The 20,004-nt window shown below is 71.4% G+C and carries 16 protein-coding genes; 11 read left to right on the top strand and 5 right to left on the bottom strand.

The genetic code is table 11. From position 1 onward, the window contains the following. Window positions 1-365 precede the first annotated feature (365 nt). Both ACSRUE_RS02880 and ACSRUE_RS02875 read left to right on the top strand, forming a co-directional pair. Window positions 366-593 (top strand): hypothetical protein, encoded by a 228-nt coding sequence (locus tag ACSRUE_RS02880; RefSeq protein ID WP_441289676.1) that lies wholly within the window; start codon window positions 366-368, stop codon window positions 591-593. After that, window positions 590-1,267, top strand: coding sequence for a leucine-rich repeat domain-containing protein (locus ACSRUE_RS02875; RefSeq protein WP_441289675.1), 678 nt, complete (start codon window positions 590-592; stop codon window positions 1,265-1,267). Before ACSRUE_RS02880 ends, ACSRUE_RS02875 begins: the two co-directional genes overlap by 4 nt. Window positions 1,268-1,470: 203 nt before the next feature. Here ACSRUE_RS02875 and ACSRUE_RS02870 read toward each other — a convergent pair whose 3' ends face one another. Further along, window positions 1,471-2,661 carry an SUMF1/EgtB/PvdO family nonheme iron enzyme gene (locus ACSRUE_RS02870; RefSeq protein WP_441289674.1) on the bottom strand — a complete coding sequence of 397 codons (1,191 nt, stop codon included), beginning with the start codon at window positions 2,659-2,661 and terminating at the stop codon, window positions 1,471-1,473. 83 nt (window positions 2,662-2,744) lie between these two features. Continuing rightward, the gene (locus tag ACSRUE_RS02865) at window positions 2,745-3,290 is read right to left on the bottom strand and encodes a TlpA family protein disulfide reductase (protein ID WP_441289673.1); all 546 of its coding nucleotides are present in this window, start codon (window positions 3,288-3,290) and stop codon (window positions 2,745-2,747) included. A 228-nt stretch (window positions 3,291-3,518) separates the two neighbouring features. Here ACSRUE_RS02865 and ACSRUE_RS02860 point away from each other — a divergent pair, with 228 nt between their 5' ends. The 5 genes from ACSRUE_RS02860 to ACSRUE_RS02840 all read left to right on the top strand — a co-directional run bounded on the left by ACSRUE_RS02860 (window position 3,519) and on the right by ACSRUE_RS02840 (window position 10,805). After that, on the top strand, window positions 3,519-6,209 hold the full coding sequence (locus ACSRUE_RS02860; protein ID WP_441289672.1) for a HEAT repeat domain-containing protein: 2,691 nt from the start codon (window positions 3,519-3,521) through the stop codon (window positions 6,207-6,209). 298 nt (window positions 6,210-6,507) lie between these two features. Continuing rightward, on the top strand, window positions 6,508-6,888 hold the full coding sequence (locus tag ACSRUE_RS02855; protein ID WP_437762547.1) for a hypothetical protein: 381 nt from the start codon (window positions 6,508-6,510) through the stop codon (window positions 6,886-6,888). After that, entirely contained in the window at window positions 6,882-8,909 is a 2,028-nt protein-coding gene (locus ACSRUE_RS02850; protein ID WP_441289671.1) for a M20/M25/M40 family metallo-hydrolase, read from the top strand. The genes ACSRUE_RS02855 and ACSRUE_RS02850 overlap by 7 nt, the downstream gene beginning before the upstream one ends. Before the next feature lie 152 nt (window positions 8,910-9,061). After that, complete coding sequence (locus tag ACSRUE_RS02845) at window positions 9,062-10,114, top strand: formylglycine-generating enzyme family protein (protein ID WP_441289670.1); 1,053 nt, start codon at window positions 9,062-9,064, stop codon at window positions 10,112-10,114. A gap of 199 nt (window positions 10,115-10,313) precedes the next feature. Continuing rightward, entirely contained in the window at window positions 10,314-10,805 is a 492-nt protein-coding gene (locus tag ACSRUE_RS02840) for a hypothetical protein (protein WP_441289669.1), read from the top strand. A 706-nt stretch (window positions 10,806-11,511) separates the two neighbouring features. On the opposite strand, the gene ACSRUE_RS02835 is transcribed toward ACSRUE_RS02840, so the two are convergent. Next, a complete protein-coding gene (locus ACSRUE_RS02835; RefSeq protein ID WP_441289668.1) occupies window positions 11,512-13,479 on the bottom strand; it encodes a RecQ family ATP-dependent DNA helicase in 1,968 nt (655 codons plus the stop codon). A 263-nt stretch (window positions 13,480-13,742) separates the two neighbouring features. Beyond that, complete coding sequence (locus ACSRUE_RS02830; RefSeq protein ID WP_441289667.1) at window positions 13,743-14,315, bottom strand: hypothetical protein; 573 nt, start codon at window positions 14,313-14,315, stop codon at window positions 13,743-13,745. On the opposite strand from ACSRUE_RS02830, the gene ACSRUE_RS02825 reads away from it, so the two are divergent. The 3 genes from ACSRUE_RS02825 to ACSRUE_RS02815 all read left to right on the top strand — a co-directional run bounded on the left by ACSRUE_RS02825 (window position 14,314) and on the right by ACSRUE_RS02815 (window position 17,556). Beyond that, entirely contained in the window at window positions 14,314-14,463 is a 150-nt protein-coding gene (locus tag ACSRUE_RS02825; RefSeq protein ID WP_441289666.1) for a hypothetical protein, read from the top strand. The two genes, ACSRUE_RS02830 and ACSRUE_RS02825, sit on opposite strands and share 2 nt — an antisense overlap. Before the next feature lie 486 nt (window positions 14,464-14,949). After that, window positions 14,950-16,251 carry a trypsin-like serine protease gene (locus ACSRUE_RS02820; RefSeq protein ID WP_441289665.1) on the top strand — a complete coding sequence of 434 codons (1,302 nt, stop codon included), beginning with the start codon at window positions 14,950-14,952 and terminating at the stop codon, window positions 16,249-16,251. A gap of 192 nt (window positions 16,252-16,443) precedes the next feature. Next, window positions 16,444-17,556 carry an ABC transporter substrate-binding protein gene (locus ACSRUE_RS02815; RefSeq protein ID WP_441289664.1) on the top strand — a complete coding sequence of 371 codons (1,113 nt, stop codon included), beginning with the start codon at window positions 16,444-16,446 and terminating at the stop codon, window positions 17,554-17,556. A gap of 81 nt (window positions 17,557-17,637) precedes the next feature. On the opposite strand, the gene ACSRUE_RS02810 is transcribed toward ACSRUE_RS02815, so the two are convergent. Next, window positions 17,638-18,489 carry a ketopantoate reductase family protein gene (locus ACSRUE_RS02810; RefSeq protein ID WP_441289663.1) on the bottom strand — a complete coding sequence of 284 codons (852 nt, stop codon included), beginning with the start codon at window positions 18,487-18,489 and terminating at the stop codon, window positions 17,638-17,640. A gap of 293 nt (window positions 18,490-18,782) precedes the next feature. On the opposite strand from ACSRUE_RS02810, the gene ACSRUE_RS02805 reads away from it, so the two are divergent. Continuing rightward, entirely contained in the window at window positions 18,783-19,358 is a 576-nt protein-coding gene (locus ACSRUE_RS02805; RefSeq protein WP_441289662.1) for a TetR/AcrR family transcriptional regulator, read from the top strand. Window positions 19,359-20,004: the final 646 nt, after the last annotated feature.

The raw sequence follows: 20,004 nt of genomic DNA, 5'->3' as shown, positions 1-20,004 counted from the left end.
CGCAGGCCGCGATCGCAGCGACGGCAGAGGCGAAGCTGGACGCGGCAGCGGGCGCAGTGGGCGAGGCGGTAGGCGGACGAAGGCAACGGGCTCCATGCCGCCGCTTTCTGGACCTGGAGCCCGGCTTGTGATGAAGGTGGGGGACTCCGGCAACGCGGAGCTCCAGAAGGCCCGAGGGTGGCAGCCCTTGGGCCTTCGACTTTTCGGCGGGCGTAACGTCTACGCCGCGGAGGCGAGCGCGGCCCAGATCGGCGTGGGTGCCGGCGGTGAACGGTGAACGCTGCCGATCATGGGGCCGCGGTCTTCACCGATCGGACGCGGGACGCGATGAGCACCGACAGTACATGTGGGAGCAGCCAGAGGGTGTGCAAAACAAGGTCACCTACAAGGGCAACAAGAACGGTTCGTGCAAGGTCAAGGGGAAGGGGACGGCGGGCACGGAGGTCGCTAAAGGATACGACCACAACTTGGGTGCTGCTGCCAACCCGAAGGCCGGGACGACACAGGGGTATTATGGTGTCGCATTCAGCGGTAAGTCAGATTCCACCTATGAAAAACTGCGCCAGCAACAGAAGAACGAGAGGAGCAAATGAAGAGGGCTGCGAGAGGCGCATCATCCTCGGGTGGTCCCCCGGATCGGCAGAGCGCCGCGAATGACGCGCTCAAGCGGATCTCCGCCGCCGCGGATCAAGGGAGCAAGACGCTCAATCTTCGCGCGGTGGGCCTAGACGATCTGCCCGAGGAGATCGGGACCGTCACCACGCTAGAGGAGCTCGACTTGTCCCGCAACGCATTGAGACAGCTAACGCCGTCGCTCGTGGGGCTCGGCCAGCTCGCGAAGCTGGATCTGAGCCGAAATCAGCTGAAGTGGTTCCCCTCGGAGCTGTGCGGCCTAACCAGCCTGCGTAGCTTGAACGCGAGCGACAACGCCATCAAGGACGTTCCGGCCTCGATCTCCACGCTCATCGCGCTCGAGGAGCTCGATATCGGATTCAACAAGCTTGAGCGACTGCCGATGGAGCTCTTCGCCCTCCCGAGGCTGCGCAAGCTGGAGCTGAGCGGCAATCAGCTGAAGCTCTTGCCACGGGAAGTGGGGCAGATGAAGGAGCTCGTCGAGCTCTGGGTTGTCGACAACCCCTTTTCGGTTCTGCCCAAAGAGATATGGACTCTACCGAAGCTTGCGTGGCTTCACCTGGATGGTGAGCAGTTCGGGCAGGTCCCGGAAGCCGTGCGCAAGCGAGGAAAGCCGACCCTGCAGGTCGTGTAACCCTTCGCGCGGCGAGCGCTGCTGCACTGCGCCGGCAAGGCGTCGGGCGGATGACGGCACGGACACTCTGCCGCGCGCCGCGGAGATCGACGGCCCCGACGATGTCGGGCGCGACCCCGCGTGTGAGCTCCTCCATGGCCTGGTGGAAGATCGCGGCGGCGGCACGCGGGCGCGAGCCAGCCGCGCGCGCGGGGCGTGCCATGTCAGCGGATCGTCTTACAGCACCTCAGCCCGAGGTGGTAGTTCGCGTGCCACGCGTCCTCCATCGGCTCGACGTGCCAGCGCGGGCTGTAGGCGCAGTGGTCGGGGTAGGTCTCCCGGCCCTTCGGCCTCGGGGCGTCGTGCTCGCGGGCGACCTCGACGTAGAACCAGGCGCTCCCCTTGAGCTGGCTGTACAGCTTGCCGTCGTCGCGGTCGCGGCGGGTCATGATCTCGGCCACGTTGCCGTGCTGATCGAACACCCCGAACCGCGAGCGGCACGCGGGGTAGGACCCCGCGGGCTCGGTGTCGGTCGCGCAGGTCTGGTAGGCGGAGCGCGCGGTGTCGCCGTCGCACGGCCTGCCGTCGATGTCTCGGTGCGGCGTCTGCGTGTGGCAGATGGCGAGATCGAGCTCGTCGCCGTAAGCGTACGTCCTTGGCTTGCCGCCCTCGGGATCGCCGCGGCACGCGAGGCTCCACTCGTCCTCGGTGCAGAGGCGCTTGCCCTGCAGGCTGCACACGGCCGCCGCCTGCGTCGGGCTCGCCCAGACCATCGGCAGCTCGCACGGCTTGTTGGGGAACTCGAAGATGTCGATGCAGAACCCGGCCGGCGCCGGCTTCCCGCGCGCGTGCTTGAAGACGGGCACCATGTTCTCGTGGCCGCCGCAGCGGGCGCGCTGCTCCTCCGTCTGGAGGACGACGCCCCGGAGGCCCTCCAGGCACTGCTCCTTCGAGCGCGTGTGCCGCGCGAGCTCCTTGTTGCCCTGGTTGAGCCGGGCAGGCGAGCCGCCGCCGAAGTTCTTCTCCAGGAAGAGCTCGGGGTTCTTGAGCTTCCGCTCTCGCTCCGAGAACTCCTTCAGCGAGAAGAGCCGCACCAGATCCTCGCGCGCCTCGTAGTGGGTCGCCATCGGATCCCCGACCGCCCCGGGCGCGCCAGCGTCGCCGCCGGCCGCATCGGGCGCGCCAGCGTCGCTGCCGGCCGCATCGGGCTCGCCAGGGGCCCGAGGGGCCGGCCCCTCCGGGGCGGAGGCCGCCGGGCCCGAAGGCGGCGCGGAGGCGCTGGCCGGAGGCGGCGCGCCGGCGTCGCGGCCGCGATCGGCGTCGCCGCGGGAGCAGGCGGGCGCGGCGGCGGCGAGCGCCGCCAGCACGAGGTGCAAGGGACGGGAGGGAGGAGGCACGTGGAGCGAGCGGGGCACGTCGAGCTAGAGAGGCACGTGGAGCGAGCGGGGCACGTCGAGCTAGAGAGGCACGTGGAGCGAGCGGGGCACGTCGAGCGAGATCAGAGGGCCGCCTCGATGATCTCGGAGAGGCTCGCCTCGTCGACGACGCCCGTCAGGTAGGCCGCGACCTTCCCCTGCCGGTCGATCACCACGAGGCTCGGCAGCTTGTCCACCCCGTAGTGGGCCGAGGCCTCCTTCGCGTCGTCGATCAGGATCGGATACGAGAGGCCCTTCTTGAGCGCGTACTGGCTGGCCACCTGGGGCGGGTCGTCCACGTTGATGCCGAGCACCACGAGCCCCTTCTTCTCGTAGCGGCGCGCGATCCGGTCGAGGATCGGCGCCTGGACCGCGCAGGGACCGCACCACGTCGCCCAGAAGTCCAGGATCACCGGCTGGCCCTTCAGCTCGGCGATCTGCATGCGCGCGCCGGGCTCGCCGTTGGCCGCGACCGGCAGCGTCACGTCGGGGGCCTCCGCGCCGACCATGCCCGAGGCCCCCGGCGCGAGGCGCGGCAGGATCACAAGACCAATCAGCGCGCTCAGGGCGATGAGCAACGCGACTGCAGGATAGAGAATCTTGCCGGAATCGGGGTGGGGTTCGGCCATACGGGCCCTGGGCTTCATAGCAAATCTTTGGGCCTACGTCCGAGCGGCTCTGGTACGGTCCGGCGCCTCGACCGGCCGGGCGCTTCGCCGCCTGGCCCGGGGTCGGAGGCCCAGCGCGGCACGCCGCGCGACGCCGCCGCCGCCGGGAGGGGTCGGGGGCGCAGCGCGGCACGCCGCGCGATGCCACCGCCGTTCGGGTCACGTCGTCGCCCGCGCGCTGGAGGAACCATGCTCGATCGTCCGAATCTTTCACGAGAGAATCCCGCGGGGCCGCGCGGACGGCGCCCGCCGCCGGGGCCCCTTCCGGCCAAGCGGGCGGCCAAGTGGCCCCCCGATGACAACGATCTGCCCGGCGCCCCGCCGGCGCCCGCGGGCGGCGGCTTCGCGGACGACGGCAACTTCAAGCGCGGGCGCTTCAGCCCCGTGTCGATCGTGGTCGGCCTCCTCGTCGCGCTCGGCGCCGCGGGCGCCATCTGGTTCGGCGTCAAGCAGGACAGCCAGAAGATGACGGTCGACGCCGTCTCCAAGGAGAAGAAGAACATCTTCGTCCTGCCCAAGCAGGACCAGCTGCCCCTGTGGCGCAAGTGGGCCGCCGCGAGCTCCGAGCTGTCGCTCCAGCAGGAGGCCCTCATGCAGCTCGCGTGGGCCGACGACCCCGAGGGCGTCACGCACGCGCAGAACGCGCTCGCGCTCCCGGACCACCGCGTGAAGGGCGTCGCCGCGCAGGTGCTCGCGTACTACGGCTCGCCCAAGGCCGACGGCGCCAAGCACGCGCTGCTCGAGGCGCTCAAGGTCGCGGACGAGAGCGACCGGCCCCAGCTCGTCTGGGCCCTCGTCGAGCTCAAGGAGCCGGCCGCGTTCAAGGACGCGATGGACCAGTACAGGAAGGGGTTCCTCTCGAAGGTCGAGCGGCTCGGCGGCGGCATCGCCTTCGACCCCGAGAAGCTCGCCGGCCTCGTGTCGCTCGAGGAGCTCTCGAAGCTCGCGACCGACGAGAGCTCGTCGGTGCGGCAGCTGGTCGCGACGGTCCTGTCGCGCAACGCCGAGCCCAAGTGGACGAGCGCGCTCATCACGCTCGTGAAGGACAAGGACGTCGAGGTCGCGCGCGAGGCCGCGAACGGCCTCGGGAGGATCGGCGACGAGACGGCGCGCGCCCCGCTCCTCGAGGCCCTCGCGAACGCCGACAAGGCCAGCCGCCAGCGCTTCCTCGAGGCGCTGCGCGACGGCATCGGCGGCGAGGGGCTCGTCCTCGCCCTCGACAGCGTGAAGCAGGACCCCGAGGAGACGACCTGGTTCCAGACGAAGCAGATCATGGAGATGCTGCGCGAGCTCGCCGACCCGCGGTCGGCCGACCCGCTCGTGAAGTGGATCGAGGCCAGGAAGCCGCCGCTGCACTGGCAGGGCGAGGCGGGGACGCGGCTCGCCGAGGTCGGCGACATCCGCGCCGCCAAGTTCCTCGGCGAGCGGCTGCTGGCCGACCCGCTCAAGCTCTACAAGCTCGAGAAGTTCTGGGAGGCGGACGAGGGCGGGCACCTGTCGCGCACCGATCTGCCGCGCGTCGTCGGCGCCCGCATGCTCGCCGATCTCGCCACGATCCACGCGGACAAGGCCGCCGAGCTCAAGGCCGCGGCCGAGGCCCCGGTCATCCTGTGGCTCAAGGACCGCCCGCAGCCGCACGCGAACGGCCTGCGCTTCCTCGCCACGGTCCGCTCCGAGAAGATCCTGAAGGACATGCGCGACTGGGCCTTCCCGACGGATCCGCTCCCCAAGGAGGGGCAGCTGCCGCCGTTCCCCACGGCCTTCGAGACCGCGCAGAGCGCGCTCCGGTACATCGGGCGCATGAAGGACGAGCCCTCCTACCCGCGGCTGCTCGAGCAGCTCAGCCGGAAGAAGGACCCGAAGATGGACATCACCCAGGACGGGCTCCAGGGCGCGGGACTCTCGATGCTGGGGATGGCGCTCCGCGCGGTCGCCTACGGCGCGTCGCAGGGGCTCGCCGAGTGGGGTGATCCGCGCGCGGTGGAGAAGCTGACGAAGCTCATCGAGGACGAGCTGTGGCACGAGGAGGCCCGCCAGGCCGCCTGCGAGTCGATCGCCTGGTGCGCCGACGACAAGACGATGATCGAGGTGGCGAAGAAGGCGAAGGAGTTCGCGAGCAAGAAGGAGCCGCGCAAGCAGCTCATCGGCGCCTGCTACGCGTCGTCGCTCGCGCTCCGGCCGGTGCCCGGCGCGGCCGCCGAGCTCGTCACGCTCCTCACGGCCGACGTCGACCCCGGGGTGCGCATGGCCATCGCGCGCGCCATCGGCATCGGCGGCTTCGACGAGGCGGTGCAGGGGCAGCTGTTCGAGAAGCTCAAGGACGTCGAGGTCCGGAACGCGGCGGCGCTCGCGCTCATCCTCGGCGGCACGAGCGACACCGCGGCGCGGACGGTCGCGATGTACGCCGACTTCGACAAGTCGGCGCTCGACGACCTGAAGGACCACTACTACCGCGCCTTCGGCTACTGGTCGGACGAGGACTTCAAGCGCGGCAACCTCTACCGGTACGTCGCGAACGCCGAGGCGATCACGCGGGTGAAGGTCGCCGACGCGCCGCAGGAGTGGGCGCGGCAGCGGCTCCAGGCCCAGTTCGACAACCTGAAGTACGACAACGGCCCGCACTCGGAGACCCGCGTCGTGCTGCGCTACCGGCTCTACCAGGAGGCCAAGAGCGGCGACGGCGCGAAGAAGAAGAGCGCGATCGACACGCTCAAGTTCATGAAGGAGAAGGGCGTGCTCATGGCCCTGCGGCACGAGCAGGGCGAGACGGGCGCGCTCGCGAAGCGCGCGTTCCACGAGCTCATGAACCCGAAGGCCACCGTGGCCGAGGACCTGAGCAAGTTCGCCCCGGCGAAGGCCGGGGGCGCCGACACGCCGTAGCGGCGCGCTGTCCGGCGCGGCCGGCGCGCGGCGCGGATCGGCCCGCGCAGGAAGCCGCGGCGCACGATCCAGGGGCAGGCAGCCCGGGAGCGCTCGAGGAGGAGGTCGTCCTCTCCGGAGCTCCCGGGCTTCCTGTTTTTGTGCTGGCAGCGCGGCCATTTCCGTCTCCGGCGCGCGTCGGGCTGGCCGGGGTGGTCGGGTGACCGGCGCGTGTCGGGCTGGACAAAACGCACGTTTCGGAAGAGTGTTCGCGCCGAGGTGCACTGTGGCGACCTGGCGTGATGAGCTCATCGAAGCCGTGAAATCGAAGGCGGAGCGCGAGGCGGAAGAGCTCGCGCGGCACAAGAAGCGGGTCGCCGAGGCGCTCGCGGCCGCGGAGTCGGCCGTGTCGCAGGGGGCCGAGTCGCTGAAGTTCGCGCACGAGAGGCTGCAGGAGAAGGGGCAGCCCATCGTGTTCGCCCAGGAGCAGGACAAGCACCGGCTCGCGCTCGGCGATTTCAGCCTCTCCCTCGAGCTCCTGCGGGAGTCCGCGATCGTCCGGGTGACGTTCGGCGACGGCAAGCCGCGCGAGTTCGACTTCGCGAAGGACCGCCACATCGCGCCCGCCGACGTGGAGGAATACATCGGCCGCCGCGCGCTCGAGCTGGTCCGCGCGGCGCAGAAGGCGTCGCCGTGGTGATCGCCGGGCGCGTCGCGGCCCCGCTGTCGCCCCGCGCATGGGGTCTCCGCCGCGGCCTCGCCGCCGGCCTGCTCGCCGCGGTCGCGGCGTGCGCTCCGCCGGCCGCGCCGCCCCGCCAGCCTGACGCGCCGCCGGCCTCGACGCCTGCCGCGCCGGCGCCCGCCGCGCCGGCCTCGATGGAGGTCGATCCCGCCGCGGAGGCGCGGATCGCGGCGGACGTCGCGTACCTCGCGTCGCCCGAGCTCGCGGGGCGCGGGACCGGCGAGCCCGGCGCCGATCTCGCGGCCGAGTTCATCGCGCGCCGGTTCGCAGAGCTCAAGCTCTCGCCGCTGGGCGGGCCGGGGAGCGACGCGAAGGCGTACCGGCAGGTGTTCGACGCGCGGGTCGGCGCCGACGTCGCGCCCGCGGCGCTCGCGGTGCAGCGCGCGGGCCGGAAGCAGAGCGTCGAGGCCGGCAAGCTGGTCACGGCCGACGGGAGCGCGAGCGGCACGGTGTCGGGGGCCGCGGTGCTCGTCGGCCACGGAGTGACCGCGCCGGCGCTGTCCTGGGACGACTACGCCGGCCGGGATATCGAGGGGAAGATCGCGATCGTGCTCGACGGCGTGCCCACGCTGGACGGCGGCCCGGGTGGAGCGGCGCAGGCCGGCGCGCCCGGCGGCGCTGCGACCGCCGATCCTCATCACCATGCTCCACGGCCGGCGGACGCGCTCCGCGACTTCGGCAGCGTCCGCTACAAGCTCCGCACCGCCCGCGAGCACAAGGCCGCCGGGGTGATCCTGGTCGCGGCGGGCGACGAGCTCCCGCGGGTGTCGGACGACGCGGCGAGCATGGGCATCCCGGCCGTGGTGATCACGCGCTCCGCGGCCCGCGCGCTCTTCCCCGCGGCCGGGCTCGCGCCGCCCGCGAAGCCGGCGGACGCGAAGCCGGCCGCGGCGAAGCCTGCGGCCGTGAAGCCGGCCGCGACCAAGGCCGCCGCGCCGAAGCCGCTCGGCGGCACCACCGTCGAGATCACGACCAAGGTCACCGCGCGGATGGCGCCGGCGTCGAACGTGATCGGCCTGCTCCCGGCGCGGGACGGCTCGCCGCACGCCGGTGAGTACGTCGTCGTCGGCGCGCACTACGATCACCTCGGCTACGGGGGCACGTCGTTCTCGCGCGCGCCCGGCGTGCATGCGGTCCACCCGGGCGCCGACGACAACGCCTCGGGGACGGCGATGCTCCTGGAGGTGGCGCGGCGGTTCGCCTCGCTCCCCGAGCGGCCGGCGCGGAACCTCCTGTTCATCGCGTTCGGCGCCGAGGAGCTCGGCACCATCGGCTCGCGCCACTTCGTCGATCACCCGCCGGCGCCGCTCGCGGCGATGAAGCCGGTCGTGGCCATGATCAACGCCGACATGGTCGGCCGGATGCGGGACGGCAAGCTCCTCGTCGACGGCCTGGGGACCTCGCCCGACTGGAAGGCGATCGTGGACGACGCCGCCCGCGGGCTCGGCCTCACGCTCCAGTTCGGCGTCGAGGGCTTCGGCGCGAGCGATCACGCGTCGTTCACGGCGTCGCGCGTCCCGATCGCCTTCCTGTTCACGGGCGTCCACGAGGACTACCACCGGCCGAGCGACACGGCGGACAAGATCAACGCCGCGGGCGTCTCGCGCTGCTCGGTGCTCGCGGCGCGGATGGCGCTCGCCCTGTCGGGGCGCGACGCGCGGCTCGCCTTCACCGACGCGCCCGCCGACCCCCACCGCAGCATGCGCGGCGGCTTCCGCGCGTCGCTCGGCACGATGCCGGACTATGCGTACCAGGGGCCCGGCGTGAAGCTCACGGGCGTGCGGCCCGACGCGCCGGCCTCCCGCGCTGGCATGCAGGCGGGGGACGTGATCGTGCGCATCGGCGCCCACGCCGTTACCAACATCCACGACTTCATGTTCGCGCTCGGCGATCTCGAGCCGGGCCGCGAGGTCGAGATCGAGGTGGATCGCGGCGGGACCCGGGTGCCGCTCAAGGTCATCCCCGCCCCCGGCCGATGAGCCGGCGCCCTCGCCGCGCCGCGCCGCCGGCCGCGCCACCTCGACGGCGCAGGGCCTCACGCGGGCCCTGCGCGGTCAGCCTCGCCTTCCTCTGCGGCCTCACGGCCGCGATCCTCGCCTGCGACAGCCCGCCGCCCGCGGGGATCGACGCCGTGGCCTCCGGAGGGCCCGAGCGCGCCGGTGCAGCTGCGGATGCCGAGCCGGCGCCGCCCGACGCCGCTGTGGCGGAGCCGTCGGACGCCGCGGCGGAGCTGTCGTACACCCCGGCGGAGCCGCCGTATGCTGCGGCGGAGCTTGCCTACACCCCGGCGGAGCCGCCGGACGCCGGGGCAGCGATGTCGTACGCCGCGGCAGCGCCGGACGCCGCGGCGGAGGCCGTCGATGGCGGCTCGCCCGACGCCGCGGCGGAGGCCGTCGACGGCGGCGCTCCGGACGCGGGGCTGCCCGGCAGCTCCGAGGGGTGCCCGGACGACATGGTCCTCGTCGAGGGCGACTACTGCCCCGTGGTCGAGCAGATCTGCCTGAAGCACCACAAGGAGTACGAGAAGGACCAGGCGCGACGGGCGACGGCCTACAAAGAGGCCGAGGGCCCGACCAGCGTCAGCGAGCGGTGCCTCGAGTACAGGCAGCCGAGCGAGTGCCTCTCGAAGAAGCGCGCGCCGATGCGGTTCTGCGTCGACCGCTACGAGTGGCCCAACAGGAAGGGCGAGCTCCCGGCGCTGCTCGTCTCGTGGCGCCAGGCCGTCAAGGCGTGCGAGGGCGTCGGCAAGCGCCTCTGCACGGAGGACGAGTTCAACTTCGCCTGCGAGGGCGAGGAGATGCTCCCGTACACGTACGGCTTCGCCCGCGACGCGACCAAGTGCAACATCGACCGGCCCTTTCGCCAGCGCGAGGTGACGCTCTACCACTACGAGCGGTGCATGCGGCACCCCAAGTGCAAGGCGGAGCTCGAGCGGCTCGATCAGCGCGTGCCTGCGGGCTCGATGCCGGCGTGTGTGTCGCCGTTCGGCGCCTACGATCTCAACGGCAACATCAACGAGTGGGTCATGCGGCCGGGCCGCAAGTCGCCGGAGCGGAGCGGGCTGAAGGGCGGCTGGTGGGGCCCCATGCGCGGCCGCTGCCGCCCCACGGTGGGGTTCCACAAGGAAGAGGACTACGGCTACGAGCAAGGGTTTCGTTGCTGCAAGGAGGCTGCGGCGCGGTGAGCGCGCGGTGGCGCGTCCTTTTTGATGGGCGCGCGGCCGCCGACCGGGGGTACGCTCGTGTCCAGCGGGCCCGCGGCGCGGCGCTCGCCGGCGAAGGGTCTGCGGTTCCTCCTCCGGGGGCCGGGGCTCAGATCTCAGCGGCGGGCCGTCACCGGCCCGTCGCTCACGCGGGGAGAGCCCGCACCTCGAGGAGACCTTGATGAAGCGATCCATGTGGTTCACCAGCGCGCGCTCGGCCGCCTCGGTCGTCCTTGCCCTCGGAGGCCTCGGGCTCCTGACCTCCGCGTGCAGCCGGGGCCGAGACGCCGAGGATCCGTCGGATCCGCAGTACAACGCCTACAACCAGCAGCCGGGGTACCAGCAGCCGGGGCAGTACCAGCAGCCGGGGTATCAGCAGCCCGGCCAGTACCAGCAGCCTGGGCAGTACCAGCAACCGGGGCAGTACCAGCAGCCGGGGTATCAGCAGCCCGGCCAGTACCAGCAGCCGGGCACGACCGCTCCGGCGACGACGGGGCAGCCGGGCCCGCTCGCGCTCCCGTGTACGAGCGACGTGGTCTGCGGCACGCACAAGTGCAACATGGCCGTGGGCAAGTGCGCCTTCCCCTGCGCGGCGAACACCGACTGCGCGGCGGGCTTCTCGTGCATGGGCGCGGGCTCGGCGACGGCGATCTGCGTCCCCGGCGGGCAGTAGGGCGTGCCGGGGTCCGGCCGCACGGGCCGGCTCTCGCCACGGCAGCCGTCAAGGCGGCTGGCAGCTTCCTGGCGACCGGATCCGGTCGTCCGGAGGCAGCCGGCAGCCTCCCGGTAACCGGATCCGGTCGTGCGCGAGCAGCTGGCAGCGTCCCGGTAACCGGAGCCAGTTGTGCGCGAGCAGATTGTCTTGCCGGTGTGCCGCCGCGCGAAGCACGGTCGGCACCAGCGGCTGTTGGACGGGAGGCAGAGCAAGAGAGAGTCCACGGGGAGACGGGGAGGAGATATATATATACAGACCAAGGTGGAGAGGCGAGAGGTGGGGACCATCCTTCGAGCCAGCTCGCTTGGGGGCGACTGCTTTCAGGTCGCTCGTTTGCAGGGCGGTTCCCGGCGAGGTCAATTCGCGCAACCAGAGTTGGTCCTGCGTCGCGGTGCACGCCGTCACCTCGGTTCCGGGCTCCAGCTGCCCCGCATCGATGCCGCCCGAAACCGTCGGCGTCGAGCCTGATGGTTCGAACGACTGATCCCCATCTCTCGCCTCCCCGCCTCCCTGCCTCCCTGTGAATCTTTCCTTCTTCCTCTCCGCCCAACATGCGTCCTGCGCTGCGAGGCCCCGATGCTGCCCAGCACCATGGGTAGATCCACCTAGAGCACCTACCATTGGACCGAAGGGCGGCGCTGCGGGAGGGGGGCGCCGCCCTTGCTCAGGTCGCCGCTGCGGCGCCGGCGAGGCGGGGAAGCCCGGCGCACCAGTCGAGCACCTCGGCGAACCGGCGTGTGATGAGGGCGCCGAAGAGCGGATCGCGCGCGAGCTTGGCCTGCGTGGTCGCCGGGCTCGAGAGGCCGCAGAGGAAACGCGCCGCCTGGCGAGGATGGCCCAGGGCGCCCGCGTGCGCCGCGCGCAACGCCGTGAACGCGGCGACGTCGAGCCCCACCGGCATCGGCGGCGCGTGCGCCGGCTCTGGCAGCGTCACGGCGACGCCGGTGCGGCAGAAGGTGCAGCGCCCGCACGCGGCGTCGAGGCGTTCGCCGAAGTACGCCGCGAGCGCGGCGGCGTGACAGCGCTCCGAGGTGAGCAGCTCGATCACCTGCCGCACGCGCCCGATCTCGGCCTCTTCGCGCTTCGCGAAGCGCGCGAGGAGCTCGCCGACGAGGGCGCCCGCGTCGTCCGTCGAGGCGACGCGCACGAAGCGGTGCCGGATGTCCGACGCCTTGAGCTCCGCGAGCCCCTGCCGCTCGAGGTACTCGAGCGCGCGCACCACCCGCTCGCGCGGCTGCTCCAGCGCGGCGGCGGCGGCGGCCGGGTCGACCGCGTACAGGACCCGCCCCTTCTTCGCATGGCCGAAGAGCGCCTCGAGGAACCGCGCCGGCTCGCCCTTCACCGACGCGATGACCTCCTCGAGCCTGCGGTGGAGCCGCACCTCGTAGCCGGCGTAGTACGGCGTGAGCTGCCGGACCGCGCCCATCAGCTCGAGGTAGGTCAGCGCGGTGCGGAGCACGAGCGGCCGGACGTCGTGGCGCGTCCCCAGCGCGTGCAGGCCGAGCTCCACCTGGGGCGCGGCGAGCACCGCGCCGACCACCCCGCGGAGCGCGTCCTCGGTCGGCGTATCGCCGTAGGCGAAGTTCTCGAGGACCGGCAGATCGTCGCCGCACACGAAGACCTCGACCACCGAGTGCGCCTGATCCCTGCCGGCGCGGCCGATCTCCTGGCTATAACTCTCAAGGCTCTTCGGAAGATTGTAATGATCGACATAACGCACGTCGGGCTTGTCGATCCCCATCCCGAACGCAATGGTGGCGACCACGATGCCGCGGTCGCTCTGCATCCAGTCGTCCTGCACCCGCGCGCGCTCCGCCGCCTCCATCCCGGCGTGGTACGCGCGCGCCGGCAGCCCCGCAGCAGCGAGCTTCTCGGCCACGTGCTCGGCGGTCTTCTGGAGCGTGACATAGACGATGCTGGAGCCGGGCGGCCGGGAGCGCAGGCGCTCGATCAGGACCCGGTCGCGCGCGGGCGCGCTCACCGCCGTCGCGCGGAGCTCGAGGTTCGGTCGGTAGAAGCCGGTGATGACCGTGTGCTCCTCGCGGATGCCGAATGTGGCGCAGACGTCGCGCACGACCCCGGGCGTCGCGGTGGCCGTCAGCGCGAGCACGCGCGGCACGCCGAGCGCCCGGGCGGTGTCCGCGAGCCTCAGGTAGTCGGGGCGGAAGTTGTGTCCCCACTCGGAGATGCAGTGGGCCTCGTCCACCGCGAAGAGGGCGATCTTGAGCTCTTTCAGCAGCGCCATGAACCGCTCGCTCACGAACCGCTCGGGGGCGACATAGAGCAGCTTCGTCTTGCCCGAGCGCAGATCCCTGTGCGCCTCCGCCGCGTCGTCGGCTGACAGCGACGAGTCGAGCCGGACCGCGGCGATGCCGCGCGCGCGGAGGAAATCGATCTGATCCTTCATCAGCGCGATCAGCGGAGAGATGATGATCGTGACCCCGTCGAGCAGGAGCGCGGGGAGCTGGTAGCAGAGCGACTTGCCGCCGCCCGTCGGGAAGACCGCGAGCGCGCTGTGGCCCGAAAGCAAGGCATCCATGACCGCGCGCTGGCCTGGGCGGAGCTCGCGGAAGCCGAACCGCGCCTCGAGGACGTCAAGCAGATCGGGGCCCGATGGTGTAGGTTCCTTCAAGGGGGCACCCTACACCTCGCTCGCGCCGAGGAACAGCCTGCCGTCGCGCGCAGCGCGCGACGATCGACGCGGGCGGCGGGCTCGACGCTCGGCCCAAGCTTGCATTCGATCGCGACGGTCCGGCGCCGCGGAGCAGTCCCGCCAGAGAGACCGGTCGATGACGAGCCGTCGCCGGAGATGGCAGTGATTTTCGTGGTTTCCGCCTGTTTCGCCGCCGGGGGCGGCCCCGGTGTGGCCCAACGGGGCGCTCCGCGGAACCGACATCACACGACGCGGCGCTCGTCTTGCCGGCCTGGAGCCCTCGGCACGACGCTCGGCCATGTGAAGGCGAGCTCACCGCCCACCGGCAGCTGGTTCCACAAACGCGCCAGCTCTTCGAGCCGGACGACGACGCGATCGACTCGCCGGGCATCTTCGCCCGAGAGCGACTCGCGCGGCGCGGGCCGCGAGGCATCCGGGCGCTGCCCCTGGCGGCGCCTCCAGATCAGGTCGCAGACGCCGGCGAGGCGCTCCGACGTGACCATGTCGTGCTGCCCGCCCTCGTCCGCGTTGCGAAGCGATGTCTCCCGGCGCAGCTGCTTCCGCCGCTCGCGCGCCCGTTCGCGCGGGCTGCTGCCGCCCAGCGCGGCCGAGATAAAGGTGCCGCCGCCGCTCGCGGCACGACCGAAGACGCCCGACGTCAAGCCGAGCTCGGCCTCCACGACGTAGTGGACGAGGTCGTGCGGAATGTGGTCGTCGAACCCCGGCGCGGGATCCATCACCTGGGGCTGTTTGCCGGCGGCCTCCACGACGACGGCGTACCGCCGCTCGCCGGTGCGTCGAAAGATAACGTCCATGATGAGACATCAGGATAGCACATATCTTGGCGTCTCATTCAGCCAGCCGCGACCGACGGCGTGGTTCTGGGGCTGGAACCCGCACGAGCAGGCCGGTGACGGGACACGCGAGGACCGGCTCGTGGCCGTGGAGATCCTGGTGGCGTGAGATCGCGCCTTCCTGCTGTTCGCTCCGCGGGAAATCGCCCGTATCCTGTCGGCATGCACTGCCCCACGTGTTGATCGATCGCGTCCGCCGGAGGTGACGTCCGAGGGGGTCGACGTGTCGCTGGCGGCTGCCGGCGCGGGCGAGGTGCGGCGGGATGTCGCCTCGTTCCACGCCTCGAACGCGGCCGTTCCAGATCGCCGCCTGGCGCCGCTCCGGGTAGCGCAGCATGCTCTGGGCGCGATTCTTGAGCCGTCGCAGGCGGATTTCGTACGCCCGCCTCCGGGCCTGCCGCTCCGGCTGTCCCTTCACCGGTTTCTGGTGCCCCCATGGGTCTGCTTGGAGATGCCGTCGCCGAGCCCGGCACGACGCAATCACAGGCCCCGTCACTCGGCTTGCTTCGGCTTGCTGACGAGCACTGGCTCCTGGCGGGGGCGGACTCCGTCGGCGCGAATGACCGTCTGAACAGAATCATGATGTGGAGGCAGAATGAAGAAGAGAGAACTTGGTCATCAGCTTGGTCTCGCGGTGTGCGCGGGCGCCGCGCTCGGCCTCTCCACGGGCTGCTCGATTGAAGGCGCGTCCGACGAGACGCTCGATGCATTGGGGTCGCATTCGTCCGCGATCATCGGCGGCGAGCTCGCCGAGGCGAGCCCCTGGGCCGTGCAGGTCTTCGACGTGCGGAGCACGGGCGACTTCTATCAGTGCACAGGCACCCTCGTCGCGGCGCGCTGGGTGCTCACCGCGCAGCACTGCATCGCGGACGAGGGCGAGACGTCGGCCGTGCGCGTCGGCAGCAACACGTACCTCGCGGGCCAGCGCATCGCGGTCGACGCCGTCGAGGTGCCCTCGGCCGTGGCCGACATCGCGCTGCTCCACCTGACCGAGGACGCCGATGGCCCGTTCGTCCAGCTCGCCGAGGCGACGTCGACCTGGATCGGCAGCGACGCGACGGCCTACGGCTGGGGAAGCGAGGGCACGCCGCTGGTGATGGCGCCGTCGCTCAAGAAGGCGACCCTCCACATCGATGGCTGGCACTCCGCCGAGGAGCTCAAGGCGACCGGCGTGACGGGCGCGGGCTGGAGCGGCGACTCCGGCGGCCCGTGGTTCGTCGACGGGCGTCAGGTCGCCGTGTTCTCGGCCACGAACGGACAGAACGGGACGAACCTGCACGCGACGGTCACCGGCGTCGACGTGGCGCGCCACCGGGCGTGGATCGACGCCACGATCGCCGCCGGCCCCACCGTCCACCCCAGCAACCAGGTCGTGCTCCACGATCTCTCGAACTTCTCCGGCATCTCGCAGGGCTTCGGGATCGGCCACCACAACCTCCTGAACACGACGATCATCGGCGACAACCGCGCGAGCGCCATCAAGGTCCCCGCCGGGCTCCGGGTCACGGCCTTCATCCACCACAACTTCGGGGGCGAGGTGCGCATCTTCACCTCGGACACGGATCTCGTGGCCGCGGGCTTCAACGACGTGCTCTCGGGCATCGTCGTCTCGAACGCCTCGGACCCGCAGCTGGACGTCGTCACCTTCTACGAGCACGCCAACTTCTCGGGCGAATCGTTCATGTACGGCGTCGGCTCCGCCGTCTTTTTCGGCGGCCCCTGGGCCAACTGGGACCAGAGAGTCAGCTCCGTCCGCGTCCCCCCCGGCTTCCAGGTGACGCTCTACGACTGGTTCTTGCAATACTCGACCGGGTCGCGCGTCCTCACGACAGACGCGAACCTCGCCGCCCAGAGCTTCGACGACCAGACCCGGAGCGTCATCATCGAGCGCTTGTAGGAGCGAGGGCCTACCCTCGTGGACACGGCGTCTGGCGTGGTCCACCGCTGGAGATGGTGGGCGGATGCAATGTCCGGCATGGTCACCCAGGTGCGCCCGCCACGGCGAAAGGAATGGACCCGTGCTATCGGGCCTTGCTACTCTGCGTTGCAGGCATGGTGTAACGAATCGTTCCACGGGTGACGCCAACGCATGAATACGCCACTGTCGCCACCTGGAGCGGTGCGGAATGACGGATCATCCGTCCAGATCGGCGCTCTCGTTCCGCTAACTCGGCCCGGCTGGGTCGAGGCAGGCCGGCACTTGCTCGCTGGACTCGAGCTGGCCGTTCGCGAAGTCAATGACGCCGGCGGGATCGTCGGAAGACCCCTCGAGCTGGTGGTCCGAGACACCGCGGCCGATCCGCAGAGGGCCGCGGCGGCCGTCGATGAGCTGGCTCGCCTGGGCGTGGCTGCCTTGGCGGGCGAGTATCACAGCGTCGTCGCTCGCGCCGCTGCCGCCAGGGCCGACGCCCTCGGCCTGCCGTTCCTCTGCTCGTCAGCGGTCCTCGACGCGCTCACCGAACAGCCAGCGGAATGGGTCGCGCGCCTCGCCCCGGCGCAGTCCCACGGCTGGCGGATCTACGCGGACTTCCTCCTCGGCGCGGGCCACAGGCGCATCGCCGTAGCCGCCGATTCGAGCGTCTACTGGGCGTCCGGGGCCCGCGTTCTGCGGGACCACCTCGCTCCACGCGGCGGCACCGTCATCGAGCTCGACATGCGCGCGCTCACCCCCGCGGCCGTGTGCGACGAGCTCGCCGGCAATCGCGCGACAGCCCTCCTTCTTCTGGTCGGCTACCCGGAGCCGGCGGTGTCGATCGTCAGGTCTGTCCGCCGCGACAAGCGCCTCGCCGAGATCATGATCGGTGCTCCGGCCGGGCAACCGGAGTTCGCCGAATGGGCGGCGTTGCTGGGCGGCGACAGCGCCGCGATCCCGTTCCTGCGCTACCTGCCCGAGCGCCTCAGCCCGCTCGGCGCCCGGGTCGAGACGGCCCTGCGCGAGCGGCTGGCCGAAGCGCCCTCCTTCGTCGCCTTCGAGGGCTACGACACGGTCGCCGTGCTCACCGATGTGCTGCGTTCTCACGGCGCGGACCGGGCGCGCACCGCCGGATCCTGGGCGCGCGTCGCGGTCGAAGGCACCCGCGGGCAGATCCGGTTCTCCCGCGCGCCAGGCATCAGCGTTTGGCAGTGGGCTTGGCCGCCAGTCCAGGTCGTCGATCGAGATCCGGCGGAGCCCGATCGCTTTCGGATCCTTCACGCCGGCTGAGAGAGCACGCAGGTCCGACTGCCGGAGGCGCCGCTTGAAGCCCGAGAGCGAGCAGTCCAGAGGGGCTCGCTGCCTTCTCCTTCAGGGGCGGATGGCGAGCAGCGTCGGTGTTTGACCCGGCGCCGCGGCGGCCATCGCGTCGATCAGCGCGCGCGGCTCGCCGGGCCCGACGGCGCCCGTCTTGCGGACGGCGTCGACCCTGCTGAGCCCCCACAGGAGCGCGGCCGCCGCCGGCGTGGGCAGGCGGCTCAGCGTCACAATCGGCTCCGGCGTGATGGTGTTTCCGAGGCGGCGCACCACGTGGAGGCCTTCCTCCATGGCGCGCGCGAGGCGCATCGCCTCTGCCCACGACACGCCTGCGTTCCGCGCGTGCGCCGTGACGATAGCCACCATCGCCGGCGCGACGAGCGCCGCGTGCGTGCGCAGCCAGCTCTCCATGTCGGCGTGCACGACGGCGGGAATGCCGGCGTCCGTGAAGACCTTCGCCCACGCCGCGTCCGTCACCGTGGTGACCATGCCCCGGGTGACGACCTTCGACGTCAGCTTGCCGTCCTCGAGGGTCGCCAGGATCGCGGGGAAGCCGAAGGCGAAGCGCGCCGGGCCCACCGCCTCTCGGAGGCGGCCCAGCGGCTCGAAGGTGTTGAACATGAACATCACGGACCTCGCCGCGCTCTCGGCCAGCGCAGGGAGCACGGCGTCGACCTGGAAGGCGAGCACCGTCACGAGCACCAGATCCCAGGGCGTCGTCGCGTCGAGCGCGGCGCTCACGCGCACCGCCGCGCGCTCGCCCGAGGCGCTCACGATCGCCTCGTCCCGCCGCAGCTGCTCCAGCCGCTCTCCACGGGCGACCACCGTCACCTCGTGCCCCGCGCGCGAGAGCTGAAAGGCAAAGGTGCTTCCAATCCTACCGGCACCGACAATGGCAATCTTCATGCGTTACTCCGTGGCTCCTGTGGAAAGATCTGTTCTCTGCGCGCCGTTGTCGCCACCGCGCCGCGGCCGGCAGCGCCCCCGGCGCTCCGGCGACGCCGCCGTCTGCAATTCTGCAATCTCGACACCGCGCGGCGCCCTCGTCATCGTCATCGTCATCGACGGCGCGCGCATCGGCGTTAAACCAACTGGATGGTTTAAATCTAGGGAGCGGCCTTCGCCGTGTCAACTGGGCGAGGCGGCGGCGCGCTCTCCTTGCCGCGCGCCACGGCGTGTGCTCCATGAAGGATCCACCCATGCGCTACGACTCGGCGGCGACCAAGAAGAGGCTCCTCGACGCTGCGCTCGACGAGTTCGCCGAGCGAGGGCTGGCCGGCGCGCGCGTCGACCGCATCGCGGAGCGGGCCTCGGCGAACAAGCAGGCCATCTACGCCTATTTCGGCTCCAAGGAGGGCCTGTTCCGCAGCGTGCTCGACGAGCGGTGCCAGATCGCGTTCGACGCCGTGCCCTTCGACCCGTCGGACCTGCCGGCCTTCGTCGCAGGCGTCTTCGATCACCTGGTCGAGAATCCGAAGAGCGTGCGGATGATGATGTGGAGGCAGCTCGAGCTCCCCGACGAGGCGCAGCACGACGTCGCGACCGCCAAGGTGCAGGAGCTCGCCGAAGCCTACGACCTCGGGGCGACGCCGAAGCCGTGCGCCGAGGACCTGTTCGTCCTCCTCCTCGGGCTGTCGATGTCCTGGTTCAGCTTCGCGCCAAGCCAGCCGGTCGCGAAGGGATCGGCGGCGGAGCAGCGGCTGCACGCCTTCAGGCGCTCGCTGGTCACGGCGGTCGACGCGGTCGTGAAGGCGATGGCGACGAAGAAGCGGTAGCTGGTCCGTCCCACACGAAGCGCACGCTCGACAGCTCGCGCCGCTGCCCGTCGGGCGCTCGCTCGAACGTGCGCTTCCCGATGCGCCCGTCGCGGCAGGCGAGCCGCGTCGTGTTGCCATGGGCGTCGCGCACCTCAGAGAGGCGGTAGGTCGAGCCGTCGGCCGATGTCGCGCTCGCAGGCGCCCGTGCTGTAGCGGCGCACGAACCGCGAGCCGAGGGGGCCGAGCAGCTCGACCCGAGAGGATTATCCCTTGCGGCTTGGGCGGCTGGAGCCGGTCGGAGGCCGAGGATCCGGCGGTGAGGCGGGCCTGGAGCCGGTCGGAGGCCGAGGATCCGGCGGTGAGGCGGGCCTGGAGCGGCCCGGAAGGCGGCTTTCCCGCGGCGCATCGGCTTCCGAGCGCTCCGGACGGGCTGTGCCCGTGGCACATGCCTCGCCGAACGGTTCGGAACGCGAGTTGCCGCAGGAGAATCGCGATTCCCCGCGGCTACAGCGCGATCTTGGGGAGCTCGCCGCGGTCGACCGGCGCTTCCGTGCCCGCACGCTGCCGCCGGCCCTCATCGGGCGTGCCTAGGGATGTCGGCTGTCGACCTCCGCAATCATCGAACCAGCGTACGGTGTGACCGGCGACCGGACCTTGCGACGAG

It is taken from the genome of Sorangium sp. KYC3313, assembly GCF_052075895.1.
GTDB classification, from domain to species: Bacteria; Myxococcota_A; Polyangia; order Polyangiales; family Polyangiaceae; genus Sorangium; species Sorangium cellulosum_B.
This window is presented reverse-complemented; position numbering and strand designations above follow the sequence as displayed.